This window comes from Streptomyces sp. NPDC001204, from assembly GCF_053598035.1.
On sequence record NZ_JBSFJL010000018.1, the window covers coordinates 52290 to 69781 of the forward strand.

16 protein-coding genes are annotated in these 17492 nt (G+C 71.1%); 7 read left to right on the plus strand and 9 right to left on the minus strand.

Annotated features, from left to right (window positions below):
• Positions 1-61 precede the first annotated feature (61 nt).
• The 8 genes from ACWC91_RS23845 to ACWC91_RS23880 form a co-directional block, all read right to left on the minus strand.
• A complete protein-coding gene (locus ACWC91_RS23845) occupies positions 62-646 on the minus strand; it encodes a TerD family protein (RefSeq protein WP_225074115.1) in 585 nt (194 codons plus the stop codon).
• Positions 647-693: 47 nt separating this feature from the next.
• A complete protein-coding gene (locus ACWC91_RS23850) occupies positions 694-1917 on the minus strand; it encodes a TerD family protein (RefSeq protein ID WP_450643853.1) in 1224 nt (407 codons plus the stop codon).
• A 102-nt stretch (positions 1918-2019) separates the two neighbouring features.
• A complete protein-coding gene (locus ACWC91_RS23855; protein WP_141362090.1) occupies positions 2020-3009 on the minus strand; it encodes a zinc-dependent alcohol dehydrogenase family protein in 990 nt (329 codons plus the stop codon).
• A complete protein-coding gene (locus ACWC91_RS23860) occupies positions 3006-3869 on the minus strand; it encodes a carbohydrate ABC transporter permease (protein WP_450643851.1) in 864 nt (287 codons plus the stop codon). Before ACWC91_RS23860 ends, ACWC91_RS23855 begins: the two co-directional genes overlap by 4 nt.
• Positions 3869-4813, minus strand: a complete 945-nt coding sequence (locus ACWC91_RS23865; protein ID WP_225074112.1) for a carbohydrate ABC transporter permease — start codon at positions 4811-4813, stop codon at positions 3869-3871. The genes ACWC91_RS23860 and ACWC91_RS23865 overlap by 1 nt, the downstream gene beginning before the upstream one ends.
• Complete coding sequence (locus ACWC91_RS23870) at positions 4810-6171, minus strand: ABC transporter substrate-binding protein (protein WP_225074111.1); 1362 nt, start codon at positions 6169-6171, stop codon at positions 4810-4812. The genes ACWC91_RS23865 and ACWC91_RS23870 overlap by 4 nt, the downstream gene beginning before the upstream one ends.
• A 106-nt stretch (positions 6172-6277) precedes the next feature.
• Entirely contained in the window at positions 6278-7048 is a 771-nt protein-coding gene (locus ACWC91_RS23875; RefSeq protein ID WP_225074110.1) for a DeoR/GlpR family DNA-binding transcription regulator, read from the minus strand.
• Between the two features lie 269 nt (positions 7049-7317).
• Entirely contained in the window at positions 7318-8127 is an 810-nt protein-coding gene (locus ACWC91_RS23880) for an NAD-dependent epimerase/dehydratase family protein (protein WP_225074109.1), read from the minus strand.
• 256 nt (positions 8128-8383) lie between these two features.
• On the opposite strand from ACWC91_RS23880, the gene ACWC91_RS23885 reads away from it, so the two are divergent.
• Positions 8384-9583, plus strand: coding sequence for a hypothetical protein (locus ACWC91_RS23885; protein ID WP_225074108.1), 1200 nt, complete (start codon positions 8384-8386; stop codon positions 9581-9583).
• Here ACWC91_RS23885 and ACWC91_RS23890 read toward each other — a convergent pair.
• Positions 9520-10752, minus strand: a complete 1233-nt coding sequence (locus tag ACWC91_RS23890; RefSeq protein ID WP_450643852.1) for an MFS transporter — start codon at positions 10750-10752, stop codon at positions 9520-9522. The genes ACWC91_RS23885 and ACWC91_RS23890 overlap by 64 nt on opposite strands.
• Positions 10753-11116: 364 nt before the next feature.
• Between ACWC91_RS23890 and ACWC91_RS23895 the strand changes: the two genes are divergently transcribed.
• The 6 genes from ACWC91_RS23895 (at position 11117) to ACWC91_RS23920 (ending at position 17476) form a co-directional block, all read left to right on the plus strand.
• Positions 11117-11704: a TIGR03086 family metal-binding protein gene (locus tag ACWC91_RS23895; RefSeq protein ID WP_281156763.1), complete on the plus strand. Its 588-nt coding sequence runs from the start codon at positions 11117-11119 to the stop codon at positions 11702-11704.
• A gap of 512 nt (positions 11705-12216) precedes the next feature.
• A complete protein-coding gene (locus ACWC91_RS23900; protein ID WP_281156762.1) occupies positions 12217-12885 on the plus strand; it encodes a GntR family transcriptional regulator in 669 nt (222 codons plus the stop codon).
• Positions 12882-13790 (plus strand): dihydrodipicolinate synthase family protein, encoded by a 909-nt coding sequence (locus ACWC91_RS23905; RefSeq protein ID WP_281156761.1) that lies wholly within the window; start codon positions 12882-12884, stop codon positions 13788-13790. Before ACWC91_RS23900 ends, ACWC91_RS23905 begins: the two co-directional genes overlap by 4 nt.
• On the plus strand, positions 13787-15526 hold the full coding sequence (gene araD, locus ACWC91_RS23910) for an L-arabinonate dehydratase (protein ID WP_450644798.1): 1740 nt from the start codon (positions 13787-13789) through the stop codon (positions 15524-15526). Before ACWC91_RS23905 ends, araD begins: the two co-directional genes overlap by 4 nt.
• Before the next feature lie 136 nt (positions 15527-15662).
• Positions 15663-16595, plus strand: coding sequence for a carbohydrate ABC transporter permease (locus tag ACWC91_RS23915; protein ID WP_225074102.1), 933 nt, complete (start codon positions 15663-15665; stop codon positions 16593-16595).
• On the plus strand, positions 16592-17476 hold the full coding sequence (locus ACWC91_RS23920) for a carbohydrate ABC transporter permease (RefSeq protein ID WP_141362116.1): 885 nt from the start codon (positions 16592-16594) through the stop codon (positions 17474-17476). The genes ACWC91_RS23915 and ACWC91_RS23920 overlap by 4 nt, the downstream gene beginning before the upstream one ends.
• Positions 17477-17492: the final 16 nt, after the last annotated feature.

The window sequence follows — 17492 nt, forward strand, 5'->3', positions numbered from 1 at the left end:
ACCGGCCGCGACCCGCGCCCACCGTGCGGGCCGCGGCCGTCTGGTCATGTGCCGCGTTGTGTCACTTGCTGACGGCGAAGCGCATCAGGGCGTGCTCGTCGCCCTGCTTGATCTTCCCCGTCTCGTTGATCACCTCGAGCTTCCAGGAGCCGCCGACCCGTATGGCCTTGGCCACGGCGCAGCCGTTGTCCTGGGTGAGCAGGCTCGGCCAGATGTCGGCGACCTGCTGGGAGGTGCCCCCGGTCGCGTCGTACACCTTGAAGCTGATGTTGCGCGCCTTCTGGAAGGAACTGCCCTTCTTGAACGCCGAGGCGATGAACACGATCGAGGTGATGTTCTGCGGGATCCGGGCGAACTCGACCGTCACCGTCTCGTCGTCGCCGTCGCCCCGGCCGGTCTGGTTGTCACCGCTGTGCAGCAGCGAGCCGTTGCCCATGGGGTCCAGCGAGTCCAGGCCCGCCAGGCGCACCGGGTCCGCACCCTGCATGGCGACGGCGATCAGGTCGAGGTCGGTGCCCATCTTGCGGCGGAGCACGCCCATCACCCCGCCGGACGTGCCCCCGGTGGGGTCCCAGGACACGCCGATGGACATGTGGGTCACCCCGTCCAGGTCCGCCGGGCCGTCTTCTTTCGTCAGCGTGATCATGTGTGGTTCATCCTCCGGTGAAATGACTGCGACAGGCGAATTCTGTCCTACAGCGCCTGGGCCGCAGGCTTCACCATGTTCCGTACGGTGCGGGCCTTGACGAAGTCGCCCATGGCCGTCATCTCCCACTCGCCGGTGAACTGCCGGACGAGCTTGGCCATCATCACCCCGGTCTGCGGCTGGGCGTGGGTGAGGTCGAAGCGGACGAGCTCCTCCTCGGTGGTGGCGTCCACCAGGCGGCAGTAGGCCTTGGCGACCTCGGTGAACTTCTGCCCCGAGAAGGAGTTCACGGTGAACACCAGGCCGGTCACCTCCTGGGGCAGACGCCCGAGGTCGACCACGATCACCTCGTCGTCGCCCGCGCCCTCGCCGGTGAGGTTGTCGCCGGAGTGCTTCACCGCGCCGCTCAGGATGGTGAGTTTGCCGAAGTAGCAGCTGTCGATGTGGTTGCGCTGCGGGCCGTAGGCGATGACCGAGGCGTCCAGGTCGATGTCGGCGCCGCGGTACGCCGGTTCCCAGCCGAGGCCCATCTTGACCCGGGCGAGCAGCGGACGGCCGCCCTTGACCAGGGACACGGTCTGGTTCTTCTGGAGGCTGACCCGGCCCTTGTCCAGGTTGACCTTCCCGGCACCGGGAGCGGGGACGGCGGCCGACGGGGCGGGGGGAGCCGGGGGAGCCGGAGGGGCGGCCGGGTACTGCGCGCCGGGCACCGGGGCCGGCGGGGTGAGCGGCTGGGGCGGGACGACCGGCTGCGGCGGGGCCACCGGGGCGGGGGCCGGTTCCTCCACCGTCACGCCGAAGTCGGTGGCGATGCCCGCGAGTCCGTCGGCGTACCCCTGGCCGACGGCCCGCGCCTTCCACTGGCCGTTCCGCAGGTAGATCTCCACGACCACCAGCGCCGTCTCGGTGCCGAGCCGCGGCGGGGTGAACGTGGCCAGCGCCGAGCCGTTGTCCGCGTCACGGATGGTGGCCGTGGGCTCGATGCCCTGGAAGGTCTGCCCGGCGGCGTCCGGGCTGGCGGTGACCACGATCTTCTCGATGCCCTGCGGCACCGCGGCGGTGTCCACGATGATCGCGTCGGGCGCGCCGCCGCCGCCCGAACGGTAGGTCACGCCCGGCCCGGACGGCTGGTTGTAGAAGATGAAGTCGTCGTCCGAGCGCACCTTGCCGTCGGCGGTGAGCAGCAGGCCCGATACGTCCAGCCGCACCGGAGCGGCGACGTCCACCGTCACACGCGCGGCGGCCAGAGGGATGTTCGAGCCGGGGGTCATAGCTGTCATGTGGGAGGTAACGACCGAGGGCGCTTTACCGTTCCCTTACCCGGCAGACGGGTGAAGCGGTGAAGCGCCCCCGGTGGCCGTGGCCGGTCCTGGCTACGGCACCACCACGATCTTCCGCCCCACCCCGGACGCGAACTGCTCCAGCGCCTCCGGGTACCGCTCCAGCGGGATCCGGTCGCTGATGAAGACCTCGGGGTCCAGCACCCCGGCCGCGAACAGCTCCGCGGCCCGCTCGAAGCTGTGCAGCACCGCCATCGAGCCGGTGATGGTGATCTCCTGGTTGTAGATCCGGTACGGGTCGATCATCACCCGGGTCGCGTAGTCGGCCACCCCGAACTGGAGGAAGGTTCCCGCCTTCGCCACCCGGTCCAGGCCGTCCTGGATCGCCGCCGCGTTGCCGGTCGCGTCGACCACCACGTCCCAGCCCTGCGGCCGGTCCAGCTCGTCCGCGTTCGCCGCGGACGCCGACACCCCGAGCTGCCGGGCCGTCTCGAGGCGGGCCGGGTTCACGTCGACCACGTCCACACTGGCCGCGCCGGTCCGCTTGGCCAGTTCCAGCATCATCAGGCCCATGGTCCCGGAGCCGTAGATCAGCACGTGCGAGCCCAGCCGCGAGCGCAGCACGTCGTAGCCGCGGACCGCGCACGACAGCGGCTCGATCAGGGCCGCGTCCTCGGTGCGGATGTGTTCGGGCAGCTTGACGCAGTTGGCGACCGGGGCCACCGCGTACCGGGCGGCGCCGCCCGCGGTGGTCACGCCGATCGCGGCCCACCGCTCGCACAGGTTGTTGTGCCCGTCACGGCAGTAGCGGCACTCGTAGCAGTACAGCGACGGGTCGACCGCCACCCGGTCGCCGACCGACACCTCCGTGACCTGTGTGCCGACCGCGGCCACCTGGCCGGCGAACTCGTGCCCGGGCACGATCGGCAGCTTGGGCGCGAACTCGCCCTGGAGGATGTGCAGATCGGTGCCGCACAGCCCGCAGGCCGCCACCTCGACGACCACCTCGCGAGGTCCCGGCGTCGGGTCGGGGACCTCGGTGACGACGGCGCGGCCCACGGACTCGATGACGGCGGCCTTCATTTCACGGCTCCCAACGACAGGCCCTGGACCAGTTTGTCCTGGGCGGCGAACCCCGCGGCGAGCACCGGCAGGGAGATGACGAGCGACGCGGCGCACACCTTGGCCAGGAACAGGCCCTGGCTGGTGATGAAGGTGGTGAGGAACACGGGGGCGGTCTCGGCGACCACACCCGTGAGGACCCGCGCGAACATCAGCTCGTTCCAGCTGAAGATGAAGCAGATCAGGGCGGTCGCCGCGATGCCGGGCAGGGCGATCGGGGCGACCACGCGGCCCAGCACGGTCGGCAGCCGGGCGCCGTCGATCTGGGCGGCCTCGATGATCGCGACCGGGACCTCGGACAGGAAGGACTGCATCATCCAGACCGCGATCGGCAGGTTCATGGCCGTGTAGAGGATGACCAGCGCCCAGATGTTGTCGAGCAGGCCGGTGTTCTTCGCGAACAGGTAGATCGGCAGCAGACCGGCCACCAGGGGCAGCATCTTGGTGGACAGGAAGAAGAACAGGACGTCGGTCCACTTCTTCACCGGCCGGATGGACAGCGCGTACGCGGCGGGCAGCGCGAGGAGGAGGGTCAGCAGGGTGGAGACCAGCGAGGCGGTCAGGGAGTTGATCAGCGCGGGCCAGGGACTGGCCCCGCCGGTCAGCCCGAAGAACTGCCGGTAGCCGTCCAGCGTCAGCGCGGCGGCCACCGACGGCGGGTTGGTCGCCGCGTCCGCCTCGGAGTGGAAGGACGTCAGTACCATCCAGAGCAGGGGCAGCACGAACACGAGTCCGGCCAGCCAGGCGACGACGCCCAGGGCCGCACCCCGGAACCGGCCGCGCGGTTTGCCGTACCGCGGGGCGGTGGTGGCGGTGGCCATCAGCGGGACACCTCCTCACGGAACAGCGACGACACCACGCGCAGCGCGAAGGTCGCCAGGATGATCGAGCCGATCACGACGATGACGCCGGCCGCGGAGGCGAGGCCGTTCTCGTGCGCCTGGTAGAAGGTCTGGTAGATCGTGTACGGCAGGTTCGCGGTGCCCAGGCCGCCGGAGGTGATGGTGAACACCGCGTCGAAGTTCTGCACGATGTAGATCGAGCCGAGCAGCACGCCGAGTTCGAGGTAGCGGCGCAGATGCGGCAGGGTGATGTGCACGAAGATCTGCCAGTCGCTCGCCCCGTCCATCCTGGCCGCCTCGAGCAGTTGTGAGTCGCGGCTCTGCAGTCCGGCCAGCAGGATCAGCATCATGAACGGGGTCCACTGCCAGATCAGCGCGGCCTCCACCGCCATCAGCGGCATCTCGGAGATCCAGTCCGGCTGAACCGCCCCGTCCCCGCCGATGGCGTGCAGGATGCCGTTGAACAGCCCGTACTCCGGGTTGAACAGCAGGTGCTTCCACATCAGCGCGGCGGCGACCGGCACCAGCAGGAACGGCGCGATGAGCATGGTGCGCACGGCGGCCCGGCCGCGGAAGCGGCGGTCGAGGAGCAGCGCCAGCAGCAGGCCGAGCAGCAGGCTGACCAGCACCACGGTGACGGTCAGCAGGATGGTCGTCCACACCGAACTGCGCAGCTCGGGGTCGCTCAGCACCTCGCCGTAGTTGGCGAATCCGGCGAAGTGGCGCCGGTCGGGGTAGAGCGCGTTCCAGTCGAGGAACGAGATCACCAGGGTGGCCACGAAGGGCAGTTGGGTGACGACGATCATGAAGAGCAGGGCCGGCAGCAGGGGCGCCCGGGTGGCCCAGGCGCGCATGCGGTTCGGGCGCCGGGCCGCCGGCCGTCCGGAGACGGCGGCGGCGCGGGCCGGTGACGTCAGGGTCATGACCCCTCGTACTTCTGGGCGACGGCCTCGGCGAGCTTCTGGGCCTTCTTCAGGGCGCTGTCCACCGACTGGCGTCCGGCGATGGCGGAGCTGATCTCCTGGGAGACCTTGGTGCCCAGGTCGGTGAACTCGGGGATGCCGACGAACTGGATGCCGGGCGCGGGCCGGGGCTGCACGCCCGGGTCCTCGGGCTTGGCGTTCGCGATGGCGTCCCGAGTGACGTCCGCGAACGCGGCGGCCTCCTTGCGGTACTGCGGGATGTCGTAGGTCGAGGCGCGCTTGCCGGCCGGGACGTTGGACCAGCCGGCCTTCTCGCCGGCGAGCTTCTCGTAGTCCTTGCTGGAGGCCCAGGAGATGAACTTCCAGGCGTTCTCGGAGTTCTTGGACGCCTTCTGGATGCCCCACGCCCAGGTGTAGAGCCAGCCCGAGCCGTCGGTCTTCTCGACCGGGGCCGGGGCGTAGCCGATCTTGCCCTTGACCGGGGAGCCGTCGGCCTCCAGGGAGCCGGCTCCGGCGGTGGCGTCGTACCACATGGCCGTCTTGCCCTGGGTCATGTTGTTCAGGCACTCCGCGTAGCCGGACTGGGCGGCACCGGCCTCGCCGTGCTTGCGGACCAGGTCGACGTAGAACTGGGTGGCCTCCTTGAACTCCTTGGAGTCCAGGCGTGCGGTCCAGTCCTTGTCGAACCAGGTGCCGCCGAAGGTGTTCACCACCGTGGTCAGCGGTGCCATGACCTCGCCCCAGCCCGGCAGTCCGCGCAGGCAGATGCCCTTCATGCCGGAGCCGTCGATCTTGGCGGCCAGGTCGGCGACCTGCTTCCAGGTGGGCTTGTCCGGCATGGTCAGGCCCGCCTTCTCCAGGACGTCCTTGCGGTACATCAGGAAGGAGGACTCGCCGTAGAACGGCTCCCCGTACAGCTTGCCGTCCTCGGCGGTGAGCGCCCGGGTCATCGGGGGGAGGATGTCGGCCTGGTCGAAGGCGGTGTCCTTCTCGACGTAGGCGTCCAGGGGGTGCAGCCACCCGTTCTTGGCGTAGATCGGGATCTCGTAGTTGCTCAGGGTGGCGACGTCGTACTGCCCGGCCTGGTTGGCGAAGTCCTGGCTGATCTTGTCGCGGACGTCGTTCTCCGGCAGGACGGTGAAGTTCACCTCGATGCCGGTGTCCTTGGTGAAGTGGGCGGCGGTCAGCTTCTGCAGCTCCACCATCTGCGGATTGTTCACCATCAGGACGTTGACGGAGCTGTCGCCGGCGGATCCGGACCCGCCGGCGCCCGAGCAGGCGGCGAGCGGAGCGATCAGCGTCCCTACCGCCGCCACGGCGAAGAGGGTCCGTGGCGAACGTCGGCTCTGGGTTCGCATGGGTACTCCAGGAGATGTTGACACTAATGGGGACTTGAGGGTGACGAGAGCGCCTCGCGGGGCGGGTGGAGGGTGAGGTTCAGCGGGGTGCCGGGCGACTCGGCGGTCAGACCCGGATGACCTGCGGCCCGAGCAGGGAGTAGCGGTGTGCCTCGGTCGCCGGGAGCAGGGTGCTCGTCACGATCGCCTCCAACGCGCCGACTTCGGCGAACCGGCAGAAGCTGACCGCCCCGAACTTGGTGTGGACGCCCGCGAGCACCACCCGGCGCGCGGCCCTGACCGCCTGCGCCTTCACCTCGCTGACCGCCGGGTCGGGCGTGGTCAGACCGTGCTCGCGGGAGATGCCGTTGGCGCCGATGAACGCCAGGTCGATGACGAAACCGGACAGCATTTTCGTCGTCCAGTGGTCCACGGTGGCGAGGGTGCCGGAGCGGACCCGGCCGCCGAGCAGCAGCACGGAGATGGTGCCGGTCTCGGCGAGCGCGCCCGCGACCGGCAGGGAGGCGGTGACCACGGTCAGCGGCCGGTCCCGGGGCAGGGCCTCGGCGATGAGCTGCGGGGTGAAGCCCTCGTCGACGAAGACCGTTTCGGCGTCCCCGAGCAGTTCGGCGGCGGCGGTCGCCACCCGGCGCTTCTCGGGTACGTGGCTGGTGGCGCGGAAGGCCAGGGTGGTCTCGAAGCCGGCGCTCTCCACGGGGTAGGCGCCTCCGTGGGTGCGGCGCACCAGACCGTGGTCCTCCAGGGAGCGCAGGTCCCGTCGTACGGTCTCCTTGGCCACGCCCAGGTCGGCGGCGAGCGCGGTGACGTCGACCGATCCGGTGGCCCGCGCCAACCGCACGATCTCGCGCTGGCGCTCCTCGGCCGTCCCGTGGCTCATGGGTCGACCACCCGCTTCCTGGTTTCGATGCCCGTTCGGGCCCGGTGCGGCCCTTGCCGGATGTTCTACAGCGGGTGCGCGGTTCTGACCAGGCTTGTTTTGGGCTCGCTCCTGTCCGTTTACGCCCGTTCGGCTCGGGTGGTGCCCGCCTCGGACCTGCATGGGGGTGTTCCGGGGCGTGGGAACGGGCAGCGCCGATGCCCGAACACGAGGGCGGGCGGGCCCGTTCGGTGCCCGCCCGCCCTCGGCTGCGTCGATTTTCCGCCCGGTCAGTATGGCCAGATGGGCGGGTCCGTCACGAAGGGGCCGCCGATGTACACATGGGCCTTGTTGTCCGGGTCGAGTTCGCCCTGCTCGGCGATCAGCTTCTCGGCGTACTGCTCCGAGTCGTCCCGCGGTTCGTAGCCGAGCGCCCGCGCGCTGGTCAGATCAAGCCACAGGCGGGTGTTGGCGGAGGCGCCGTGGACGACGGTGTGGCCCACGTTCTCGGCGGTCAGGGCCGCGTGGAAGAGGCGGGCGCCGTCGGCGGGGCTCATCCACATGGAGAGCATCCGCACGCTGGTCGGTTCGGGGAAGCAGGAGCCGATGCGCACCGAGACGGTCTCCAGGCCGTGCTTGTCCCAGTAGAGCTGGGCGAGGTCCTCGCCGAAGGCCTTGGACAGGCCGTAGAAGGTGTCCGGGCGGTGCGGGGTCTCGATCGGCAGGAGCGGCTCGCCGGGGCCGGGTCGCGGGGTGTGGCCCACCACATGGTTGGACGAGGCGAAGACGATCCGCCGCACGCCCTCCTCGCGGGCTGCCTCGTACAGGTGGTAGGTGCCCTCGATGTTGGCCTTGAGGACCTTCTCGAAGGGGGCTTCCAGGGAGATGCCCGCGAGATGGATGATCGCGTCGACGCCCCGGACGGCCTCGCGCAGGGCGTCCCGGTCGGAGAGGTCCGCGACGATCGCGCCCGGCTCGCCCTCGATCGGCCGCATGTCCAGCAGGCGCAGTTCGTGGCCGTACTCGGGCAGCAGGCCCCGCATCAGGGTGCCGAGCCCGCCGGCGGCGCCGGTGAGCAGAACGGTGCGGGGAGCGGGCATCCTCGGTCTCCTTGAGAGGGTCGTTCCTGTGTATGGATACGATTCACAGGGATGGACACGCTATGAACAGTGTCCGTACCCCGTCAAGTGTGTCGTGAACTCGCGAAATCTGCTCCTGTGTTGCCGGTTTGCGCGCTTGACCTGCCCGAATGGGGACTCCTAACGTGATCGCGTTCATGAACGTGGACATTGCTCAGAAACATGCACTCGCCCGGCTGACCGAGCGCGGCAGCGTGCTGCTCGACGAGGAGGAAGCGTGAAGACCTCGGCCTTCGTCTACCCCTGGGACGTGAACGGCGACCCCGAGGCGCCCGGTCGCCTGGCCGCCCTCGGAGTGGAGCAGGTGACGCTCGCCGCCGCCTACCACTCCACGCGCGCGCTGACTCCCCGTCATCCGCGCCGCCGCGTGGTCACCGCCGAACACGCCGCCGTGCTGTACCCGGTGGACGACCGCTGGGCGGGCCGGACGCTGCGCCCGTACCCGGCCGGCGACTGGGCACCCGGCGACGCGTACGGCGAGGCCGCGACGGCTCTGGCCGGGACCGGTCTCGAGGTGCACACCTGGGTCGTCCTCGCGCACAACTCCCGCCTGGGCGCCGAGCATCCGGACACCTCCGTCGTCAACGCCTACCGCGACCGCTACCCGTGGGCGCCGTGCATCGCCCAGCCCGCCACGCGCGCGTACCTGACCGAGCTGGCCGCCGAGGCGGCCGTCCGCCCCGGGGCGCGCGGCACCGAGCTGGAGTCCCTCGGCTGGTACGGGCTCGCCCATCTGCACGCCCACGACAAGACCGCCGGGGTGGGTCTCGGGGAGGCCGGGCAGTACCTCATGTCCTTGTGCTTCTGCCCCGCCTGCCGCACCGGGTACGGCGAACAGGGCCTGGATCCCGACGAGTTGGCGCACGCCGTACGCACCGCCCTGGAACCGGTGTGGCGGGGGGCGCCCTCCGGTGGGGGTGCCGCCCGGTCGAGCGGAGGCGGGAGTGCGGGAGGCTGGGCCGGTGTGGTGGAACTGCTCGGCGAGAGCAGGGCGGACGCCACCCGCGCATGGCGCGACCGGACCGCGCGCACTCTCCAGGAGGCGGCGGTCGCGGCGGTCCGCGCGGCGGCCCCCGACGGCTTCCAAGTCCTTCTGCACGCCGATCCGGTGTCCTACCGCTGCGGCGCCAACGCCGGTGTCGACCCCGCCCACATCCTGTCCGTGGCGGACGGCGTGGTGGTGCCCTGCACGGGCGGGGCCGGCCTGCTGACCCCGTTCGCCGAACAGGGCCGTCCGGACGCCGTCCTGGCCGCCAACTTCACGATCGTCTCCGGCATGGGCGGCAGCCCGGGCACCCTCGCCGAGGACGCGGGCCGTGCGAGGGACCTCGGGGCCCGCGAACTTCGGCTGTATCACGCGGGGTTGGCCTCGGAGGGCGACCTGGCGGCGGTGCGGTCGGCGTTGCGGGGCCTGTGAAGCAGCATCACTGACGTGGCCGACAGTCCGAGGGCCAGGAAGGCCAGGAGCACCGGGAGGGAGACGGCGCCGACCAGGGCGGCACCCGCGGCCAGGCCGACGACGTTGGGCGCGAAGAGCAGCGTGTTCGCGGTGGCGGCCGTCCGGCCGAGCAGTCCCGCCGGGGTCTCCCGCTGTACGGCGGTGAACGCGGCGATCAGTACGCACGGCAGTCCGGCGCCGCTCACCACGCTGCTGACCAGGGCCACGGGGTCGGACGGGATCGCGCGCAGGGCCACGCCGACCGCGGTGAGGGCGATGCCGAAGGCCGCGAAGCGGCGGCCGCCCAGGCGGCGCAGGGCGGTGCCCGAGGCGAGACCGATCGCCACCGAACCGGCGCCCTGGACGGCGTACAGCACCCCGGCGTACGCGGGGGCGTGGCCGAGGCGGTCGACGACGGCGTAGATCAGCGCGCCGGTCACGCCCGTGAGCAGCATCGTGGCGCCGCCGGCCAGCACCAGGGGCCGCAGCCGCGGGTGCGACCACAGATGGCGGGCGCCCTCGGCGGCCTGCGTACGCCAGGAGCCCTCGGGCCGGCGGGGCTCGTCCTCGCCGACCCGCAGCAGCGCGTACAGACCGGCGGCGAGCAGGAACGTGACCGCGTCGAGCAGGGCCACGCAGCGGCCGCCGTACGCCGCGTACAGGCCCGCGCCCGCCAGCGGGGCCAGCAGCTTCATGCCCTCGTTGGCGGTCATCCGCAGCCCGTTGAAGTCGCCGAGCAGCTTCGGGTCGACGGCGGTGGCGACGAGCGCCGACTGCGCCGCGTCCTCCACGACGCCCGTGGCGCCGTAGACGAACAGCACCCCGTACAGCACCCAGACGCGGCCGGGGGAGTCGACGGTGAGGAGGGCGAGCAGGAGCACCGCCAGCAGCAGGTTCGCGGCGATCAGCAGGGGGCCGCGGCGGACGCGGTCGGCGAGCGTGCCGATCGCCGGACCGGCCAGGGTCGGCGCCCACATCGCCAGCAGGCACAGCGCGGCCAGCCCGTTCGAGCCGGTGAGGTCCTTCACCCACACACCCGAGGCCAGCCACAGCGCCGACGTGCCGAAACCGGACACCACCACAGCGGCAAGACACACCCCCGCCGCACGGTCCCGCAGCACCCGAACCAGGGTCCATTCAGTCGTCATACCGCCCGATCGTCGCCCTAAGGCCCCACCCCACGGATCCGTCGGATGCCGTAGAGCCCGACCCTGCCCGGCCGGCGATCCGCCGGTGGCCGTCGGTCATGTCACGGGGGTGTGGGCGGGTGCAGGAGGCCGCTGGCGGGGGAGTTCGTCCGTGGCGGGTGGCTCGGGTCGGTGGGGGCGGGGGCTGGGCGTGGGTGTCGAGTTCTGGCTGGGCCGGAGGCCGTCGGGAGTTGTGGGACGGGCGGTCCGCGCCGCTGGGGGAGATGGCCGGCCCCGGCCGACGGGGTGCCGTGTCGTGCGGGCGATGAGTTTTGGGGATCGCGGCGGTCCATCTTCTGTACGTGAGAGCAAGAGTGGAGGAGTGATGACCGACACGATCCTCGATCTCGGTCCGCAGGCCCGTCTCGTGGCGCGGCTGGCCGAGGGAGTGCGTGAGGAGCAGCTCGGCGCGGTGACCCCGTGCCCGGACTACGCGGTGCGCAACCTGCTGGGGCACCTGATCGGCCTGGCGGCGGCCTTCCGGGACGCCGGCCGCAAGGAGCTGGGTGCCACGACCGACACCAGCCCGGACGCCGCCGTACCCGACATCGGCCCCGGCTGGCGTGAGGAGTTGCCCAAGGCGCTCGACGAGCTGGCCGAGGTCTGGCGCGACCCGGCCGCCTGGACCGGCATGACCCGCGCGGGCGGCGTGGACCTGCCGGGCCAGGTCGCCGGGGCGGTGGCCGCCGACGAGCTGGTGATCCACGGCTGGGACCTGGCCCGGGCCACCGGCCAGGACTACGAGCCCGACCCGGCCGCACTGCGGGCGTCGTACGGCTTCCTGCGCGCGGCGGCCGACGACCCGAACCGGGGCAAGGGCCCGTTCGGACCCGTCGTCCCCGTCCCCGAGGACGCTCCGCTGCCCGACCGGGCGGTGGGCCTGAGCGGCCGCGATCCCGGCTGGAAGCCCTGAGCGGCCGAGGGCCGGCGGGGACCGGCCCGAACACGAGCCGGACTTCCCGGAGTTGCGGGGGCATACGCTTTCGGACGCCGTGATCCCGGCCCCCACGCCCCGCGACCGCGCGCAGCGGTCGCGGGGCTTCTTCATGCCGTCAGGCGCGCGATCTCCGCGCGAGACAGCCCTGTCACGTGCGTCGTCGCCCATGGGGTGGAGGCAGGAGCGGACTGTGCGCATGGGTCCTCGGCGGTCCGCGGTCGACCACAGGCCGTCGACACCCCCGCCGAACCTCATCGCGAAAGTGAACACCCGAAGCGCCTCGCCACCCCCCACCCGCCGCCGGATTCGCCCGCCCCGCACCCGTCGTTCCCCGGCGCGAAATTCCTGTGCCGGAGGCATTGACGAAACCCCGGGCCCCTCTTACCTTCATCGCGTCGTACTTCGTACGTCATATATGAGACGCGATACGCGAGATCAGAACTCGCGATCCGAGCCGTGATGTGATCGACGAGATCCGAGAGGCGCGCATGACCTCTGTGCCCACGCCGATCCCCTCCCGCACGCAGGTCGTGCTGGAGGCGATCAAACACCGCATCCTCACCGGGCGGCTGACGCCTGGTCAGGCACTGGTCGAGACCGAACTCGCCGCTCAGTTCGGGGTGTCCAAGACCCCGGTGCGTGAGGCGCTGAAGACCCTGGCCGGCACCGGGCTGGTCGTGATGAGCCAGTACAAGGGCGTCACGGTGCGCGAAGTGGACGCGGACATGGCACGCGAGGTCTACGACGTGCGCCTGCTGCTTGAGCCGGAGGCGCTGAGGCGCTCGGTGCGCCGCGGCGCCTCCCTGGACGCCGCCCGCGACGCGCTGAAGCAGGCCGCCGAGGCCGCCGACACCGCCGAACGCTCCCTCGCCAACCGCGAGTTCCACCGCGCCCTCTACCTGCCCTGCGGCAACCCGCTGCTCGGCCGGATGCTCGACGAGGTCCGCGACCAGGCCGCCCTCGTCTCCGCCGTCGCCTGGTCCGCCGACCCCTCCTGGGACCGGGAGGCCACCGAGCACCGGGAGATCCTCCGGCTCGCCCTGGAGGGCGACGCCGACGGCGCGGCCCGCGCCCTCCACGCCCACATCGCGTCGTTCGTGCAACGGGCCTTCCCCCCAGCGGAGTCGAAGGCCCAGGGAGAGGACGGTCAGGCATGACAACGGCGTTCGAGACTCAGCGGGCGGCCCTGGCCGACGTGGTGGCGATCCCGGTGACCCCGTTCACCGAGGACGGCGGCGTCGACAGCGCCACCTACCGGGCCCTGTTGCGTCGTCTGCTCGACGGCGGCATCACGACCCTCACGCCCAACGGCAACACCGGCGAGTTCTACGCCCTCACCCCCGAGGAGCGGCAGCAGGTCACCGAGATGACCGTCGAGGAGGCCGGGGACCGGGCGGACATCCTGGTCGGCGTCGGCCACGACGTGCCCACCGCGGTCGCCTCCGCCCGGCACGCCCACGAGCTGGGCGCGCAGATGGTCATGGTCCACCAGCCCGTGCACCCCTACGTCTCCCAGGGCGGCTGGGTCGACTACCACCGCGCGATCGCCGAGGCCGTGCCCGAACTGGGCGTCGTCCCCTACATCCGCAACGCCCAGCTGCCCGGCACCCGCCTGGCCGAACTCGCCGACGCCTGCCCGAACGTCATCGGCGTCAAGTACGCCGTACCGGACGCCTCCCGCTTCGGCGCCTTCGCCCGGGACGCGGGCCTGGACAGGTTCGTGTGGGTCGCCGGCCTCGCCGAGCCCTACGCCCCCTCCTACTTCTCCGCGGGCGCCACCGGCTTCACCTCCGGCCTGGTCAACGTCGCCCCGGCCGTCTCCGTCAGCATGCTCCAGGCGCTCAGGGCCGGCGACTACCCGGCCGCGATGAAGGTCTGGGAGCGGATCCGCCGCTTCGAGGAGCTGCGCGCGGCCAACGGGTCGGCGAACAACGTCACCGTCGTCAAGGAGGCGCTCGCCGCGCTCGGCCTGTGCCGCCGGGACGTGCGCCCGCCGAGCAAGCCGCTGCCGGAGAGCGAACGCGCCGAGGTCGCCGCCATCGCCGCCGGGTGGTCGATATGAGCGCCCGGCCGGGCGACCGGCGTCCGGAGGACCTGCGCAGTCACCAGTGGTACGGCACCGAAGGCCTGCGCTCCTTCAGCCACCGCGCCCGCACCCGCCAGCTCGGCTACCTGCCCGAGGAGCACCTGGGCAAGCCGGTCGTCGCGATCCTCAACACCTGGTCCGACATCAACCCCTGCCACGTCCACCTGCGCGACCGCGCCCAGGCGGTCAAGCGCGGGGTGTGGCAGGCGGGCGGCTTCCCGCTGGAGTTCCCGGTCTCCACGCTCAGCGAGACCTTCCAGAAGCCGACCCCGATGCTCTACCGCAACATGCTCGCCATGGAGACCGAGGAGCTGCTGCGCTCCTACCCGGTGGACGGCGCCGTCCTGATGGGCGGCTGCGACAAGTCCACCCCCGCCCTCCTGATGGGCGCCGCGAGCGTCGACCTGCCCACCGTCTTCGTGCCCGCCGGGCCCATGCTGCCCGGCCACTGGCGGGGTGAGGTCCTCGGCTCCGGCACCGACATGTGGAAGTACTGGGACGACAAGCGGGCCGGCCTGATCGGCGACTGCGAGATGGCCGAGCTGGAGAGCGGCCTGGCCCGCTCGCCCGGCCACTGCATGACCATGGGCACGGCCTCCACGCTGACCGCGGCCGCCGAGGCCCTCGGCGTGACCGTCCCCGGCGCCTCCAGCATCCCGGCGGTGGACTCCGGGCACGACCGGATGGCGGCCAGGGCGGGCATGACCATCGTCGAACTGGTCCGCAAGGACCGGAAGCTGAGCGAGATCCTGACCCGCGAGGCGTTCGAGGACGCGGTCACCACCGTCCTCGGGCTCGGCGGCTCCACCAACGCCGTGATCCATCTGATCGCCATGGCGGGCCGTGCGGGCGTCCGGCTCACCCTCGACGACTTCGACCGCGTCGCCCGCACCGTCCCGGTCCTCGCCAACGTCCGCCCCGGCGGACAGAAGTACCTCATGGAGGACTTCCACTTCGCCGGCGGCCTGCCCGGCTTCCTCTCCCGCATCCCGGACCTGCTCCACCTGGACCGGCCGACGGTGTCGTACGACACCCTGCGCGAGCAGATCGCCGGCGCGCAGGTGCACGACGACGACGTGATCCGGCCCCGCGGCAACCCGGTGGCGGACGAGGGCGGCGTGGCGGTGCTGCGCGGCAACCTCTGCCCGGACGGCGCCGTCATCAAGCACATCGCCGCCGAGCCGCACCTGCTCAAGCACACCGGACCCGCGGTCGTCTTCGACGACTACCGGACCATGCAGCGCACCATCAACGATCCCTCGCTCGGCATCACCGCCGACAGCGTGCTCGTGCTGCGCGGCTCCGGCCCCAAGGGCGGACCGGGGATGCCCGAGTACGGCATGCTGCCCATCCCCGATCACCTGCTCAAGCAGGGCGTGCGGGACATGGTCCGCATCTCCGACGCCCGCATGAGCGGCACGAGTTACGGCGCCTGCGTGCTGCACGTCGCCCCCGAGAGCCATGTCGGCGGACCGCTGGCGCTGGTGCGCACGGGCGACCCGATCACCCTCGACGTCGAGGCCCGCACTCTCCGACTCCACGTGGACGACGAGGAGTTGGAGCGCCGCAGGGCCGAGTGGACGCCGCCGCCCGCGCGTTACGAGCGCGGCTACGGCGCCCTGTACTCCGAACAGATCGCCCAGGCCGACACCGGCTGCGACTTCGAGTTCCTGGCCCGGCCCGGGAAGGTGCCGGACCCGTACGCCGGATAGCCGGCCCCGACCGGAACCGGGCGCCCCCCCGAACCAACCACCCCACCCGCCCTCTCCGCCGAAGCGCTTCACCCACGTGTACGTAGCAAGCGCTTCCTACGGACCGTCGCACTGCCCCACTGCGAGGAGAACAGTCATGGCCCAAGCCGCAGCCGTGGCGAAACCGCCCGCGCCACCCCGGCGGCGCCGTGCCTCCGCCACGCCGCGCAGGCTTCCGTACCTGCTGATCGCCCCGGCCGCCCTGCTCATGCTGGGCTTCATCGCCTACCCGGTGCTCAGCGTCTTCTACTACAGCCTGCAGAACTACAACCCCACCAAGCCGTGGCGGAACGGATACGCGGGCTTCGACAACTTCGTCCACGCCTTCACCCAGGACCCCCAGTTCTGGGACACGCTGATCTTCAGCGCCAAGTGGGTGGTCGTCGAGGTCGGGCTGCAACTGCTCTTCGGACTCGCCCTCGCCCTGATCGTCAACCAGACCTTCGTGGGCCGCGCGCTGGGCAGGGCCCTGGTGTTCTCCCCGTGGGCCGTCTCCGGCGTGCTCACCTCCGCGATCTGGGTGCTGCTCTACAACTCCCAGACCGGCATCACCCGTTACCTCGCCGACATGGGCATCGGCTCCTACGGCACCAGCTGGCTGTCGGACACCTCCACCGTGTTCCCGGCGGCGGTGGTCGCCGACCTGTGGCGCGGGGTGCCCTTCTTCGCCATCCTCATCCTCGCCGACCTCCAGTCCGTCTCGCACGACCTGTACGAGGCCGCCGAGGTCGACGGGGCGAGCCGGCTCAAGCAGTTCTGGCACATCACCCTGCCCCATCTGAAGGACGCCATCGTCCTGTCCACGCTGCTGCGCGCGGTGTGGGAGTTCAACAACGTCGACCTGCTCTACACCCTCACGGGCGGCGGACCGGCCGGCGAGACGACCACCCTGCCGCTCTACATCGCCAACACCAGCGTCGACGCCCACAACTTCGGCTACGCGTCCGCCCTGACCACGGTGGCGTTCGTCATCCTGCTCTTCTGCTCGATCGTCTATCTGCGGCTGAGCAAGTTCGGAGGTGAGAAGTGATCACCGAGATCGCGCCCGCGCCCGAGCGCGCGGTGTCCGAGCCGGCCCGGCCCCGAGGCAGGCGCCGCGCCTGGGACGAGGTCCCGCGCTGGCACATCTATCTGCCGCTGTCCGTGTATCTGCTCTTCACCCTGATCCCCTTCTACTGGATCCTGCTGTTCGCGCTGCGTCCGGCCGGCTCCACCTCGCTCGTGCCCTGGCCTATGACCTTCGAGCACTTCGAGAAGGTGTGGACCGAACGGAGCTTCGGCCTCTACTTCCAGAACAGCGTGCTCGTCGGCGTCGCGACCCTGGTCCTCACCACGGTCGTCGCCCTGGCCGGCGGGTACGCGCTCGCCCGGTTCGACTTCCGGCTCAAGCGCGGCTTCATGCTCGCCCTGCTCTGCTCGCAGTTCGTGCCCGGCGCGCTGCTGCTGGTCCCGCTCTTCCAGATCTTCGCCAAGCTGTCGATGATCAACTCGCTGGGCAGCGTCGTCGTCGCCGAAACCGTCTTCCAGCTGCCACTGTCGATGATCCTGATCAGCGGCTTCATCAAGAACGTGCCCCCGTCCCTGGAGGAGGCCGCCTGGGTGGACGGCTGCAACCGCTTCTCCGCCTTCCGGATCGTCGTCCTGCCGCTGCTGCGGCCCGGGCTGATCGCCGTCGGCTCCTTCGCCTTCGTGCACGCCTGGAACCACTTCCTGTTCGCGCTGATGTTCCTCTCCGACCAGAGCAAGCAGACCATCCCGGTCGGCCTCAACACCCTGATGAGCGCGGACAGCGTGGACCTGGGCGCGCTGGCCGCGGGCGGCATCGTCGCCGCCGTACCCGTGGTGATCGTGTTCGCCTTCATCCAGAAGTGGCTGATCACCGGCTTCAGCGCGGGGGCGGTGAAGGGATGACGGCCACCACGCCACC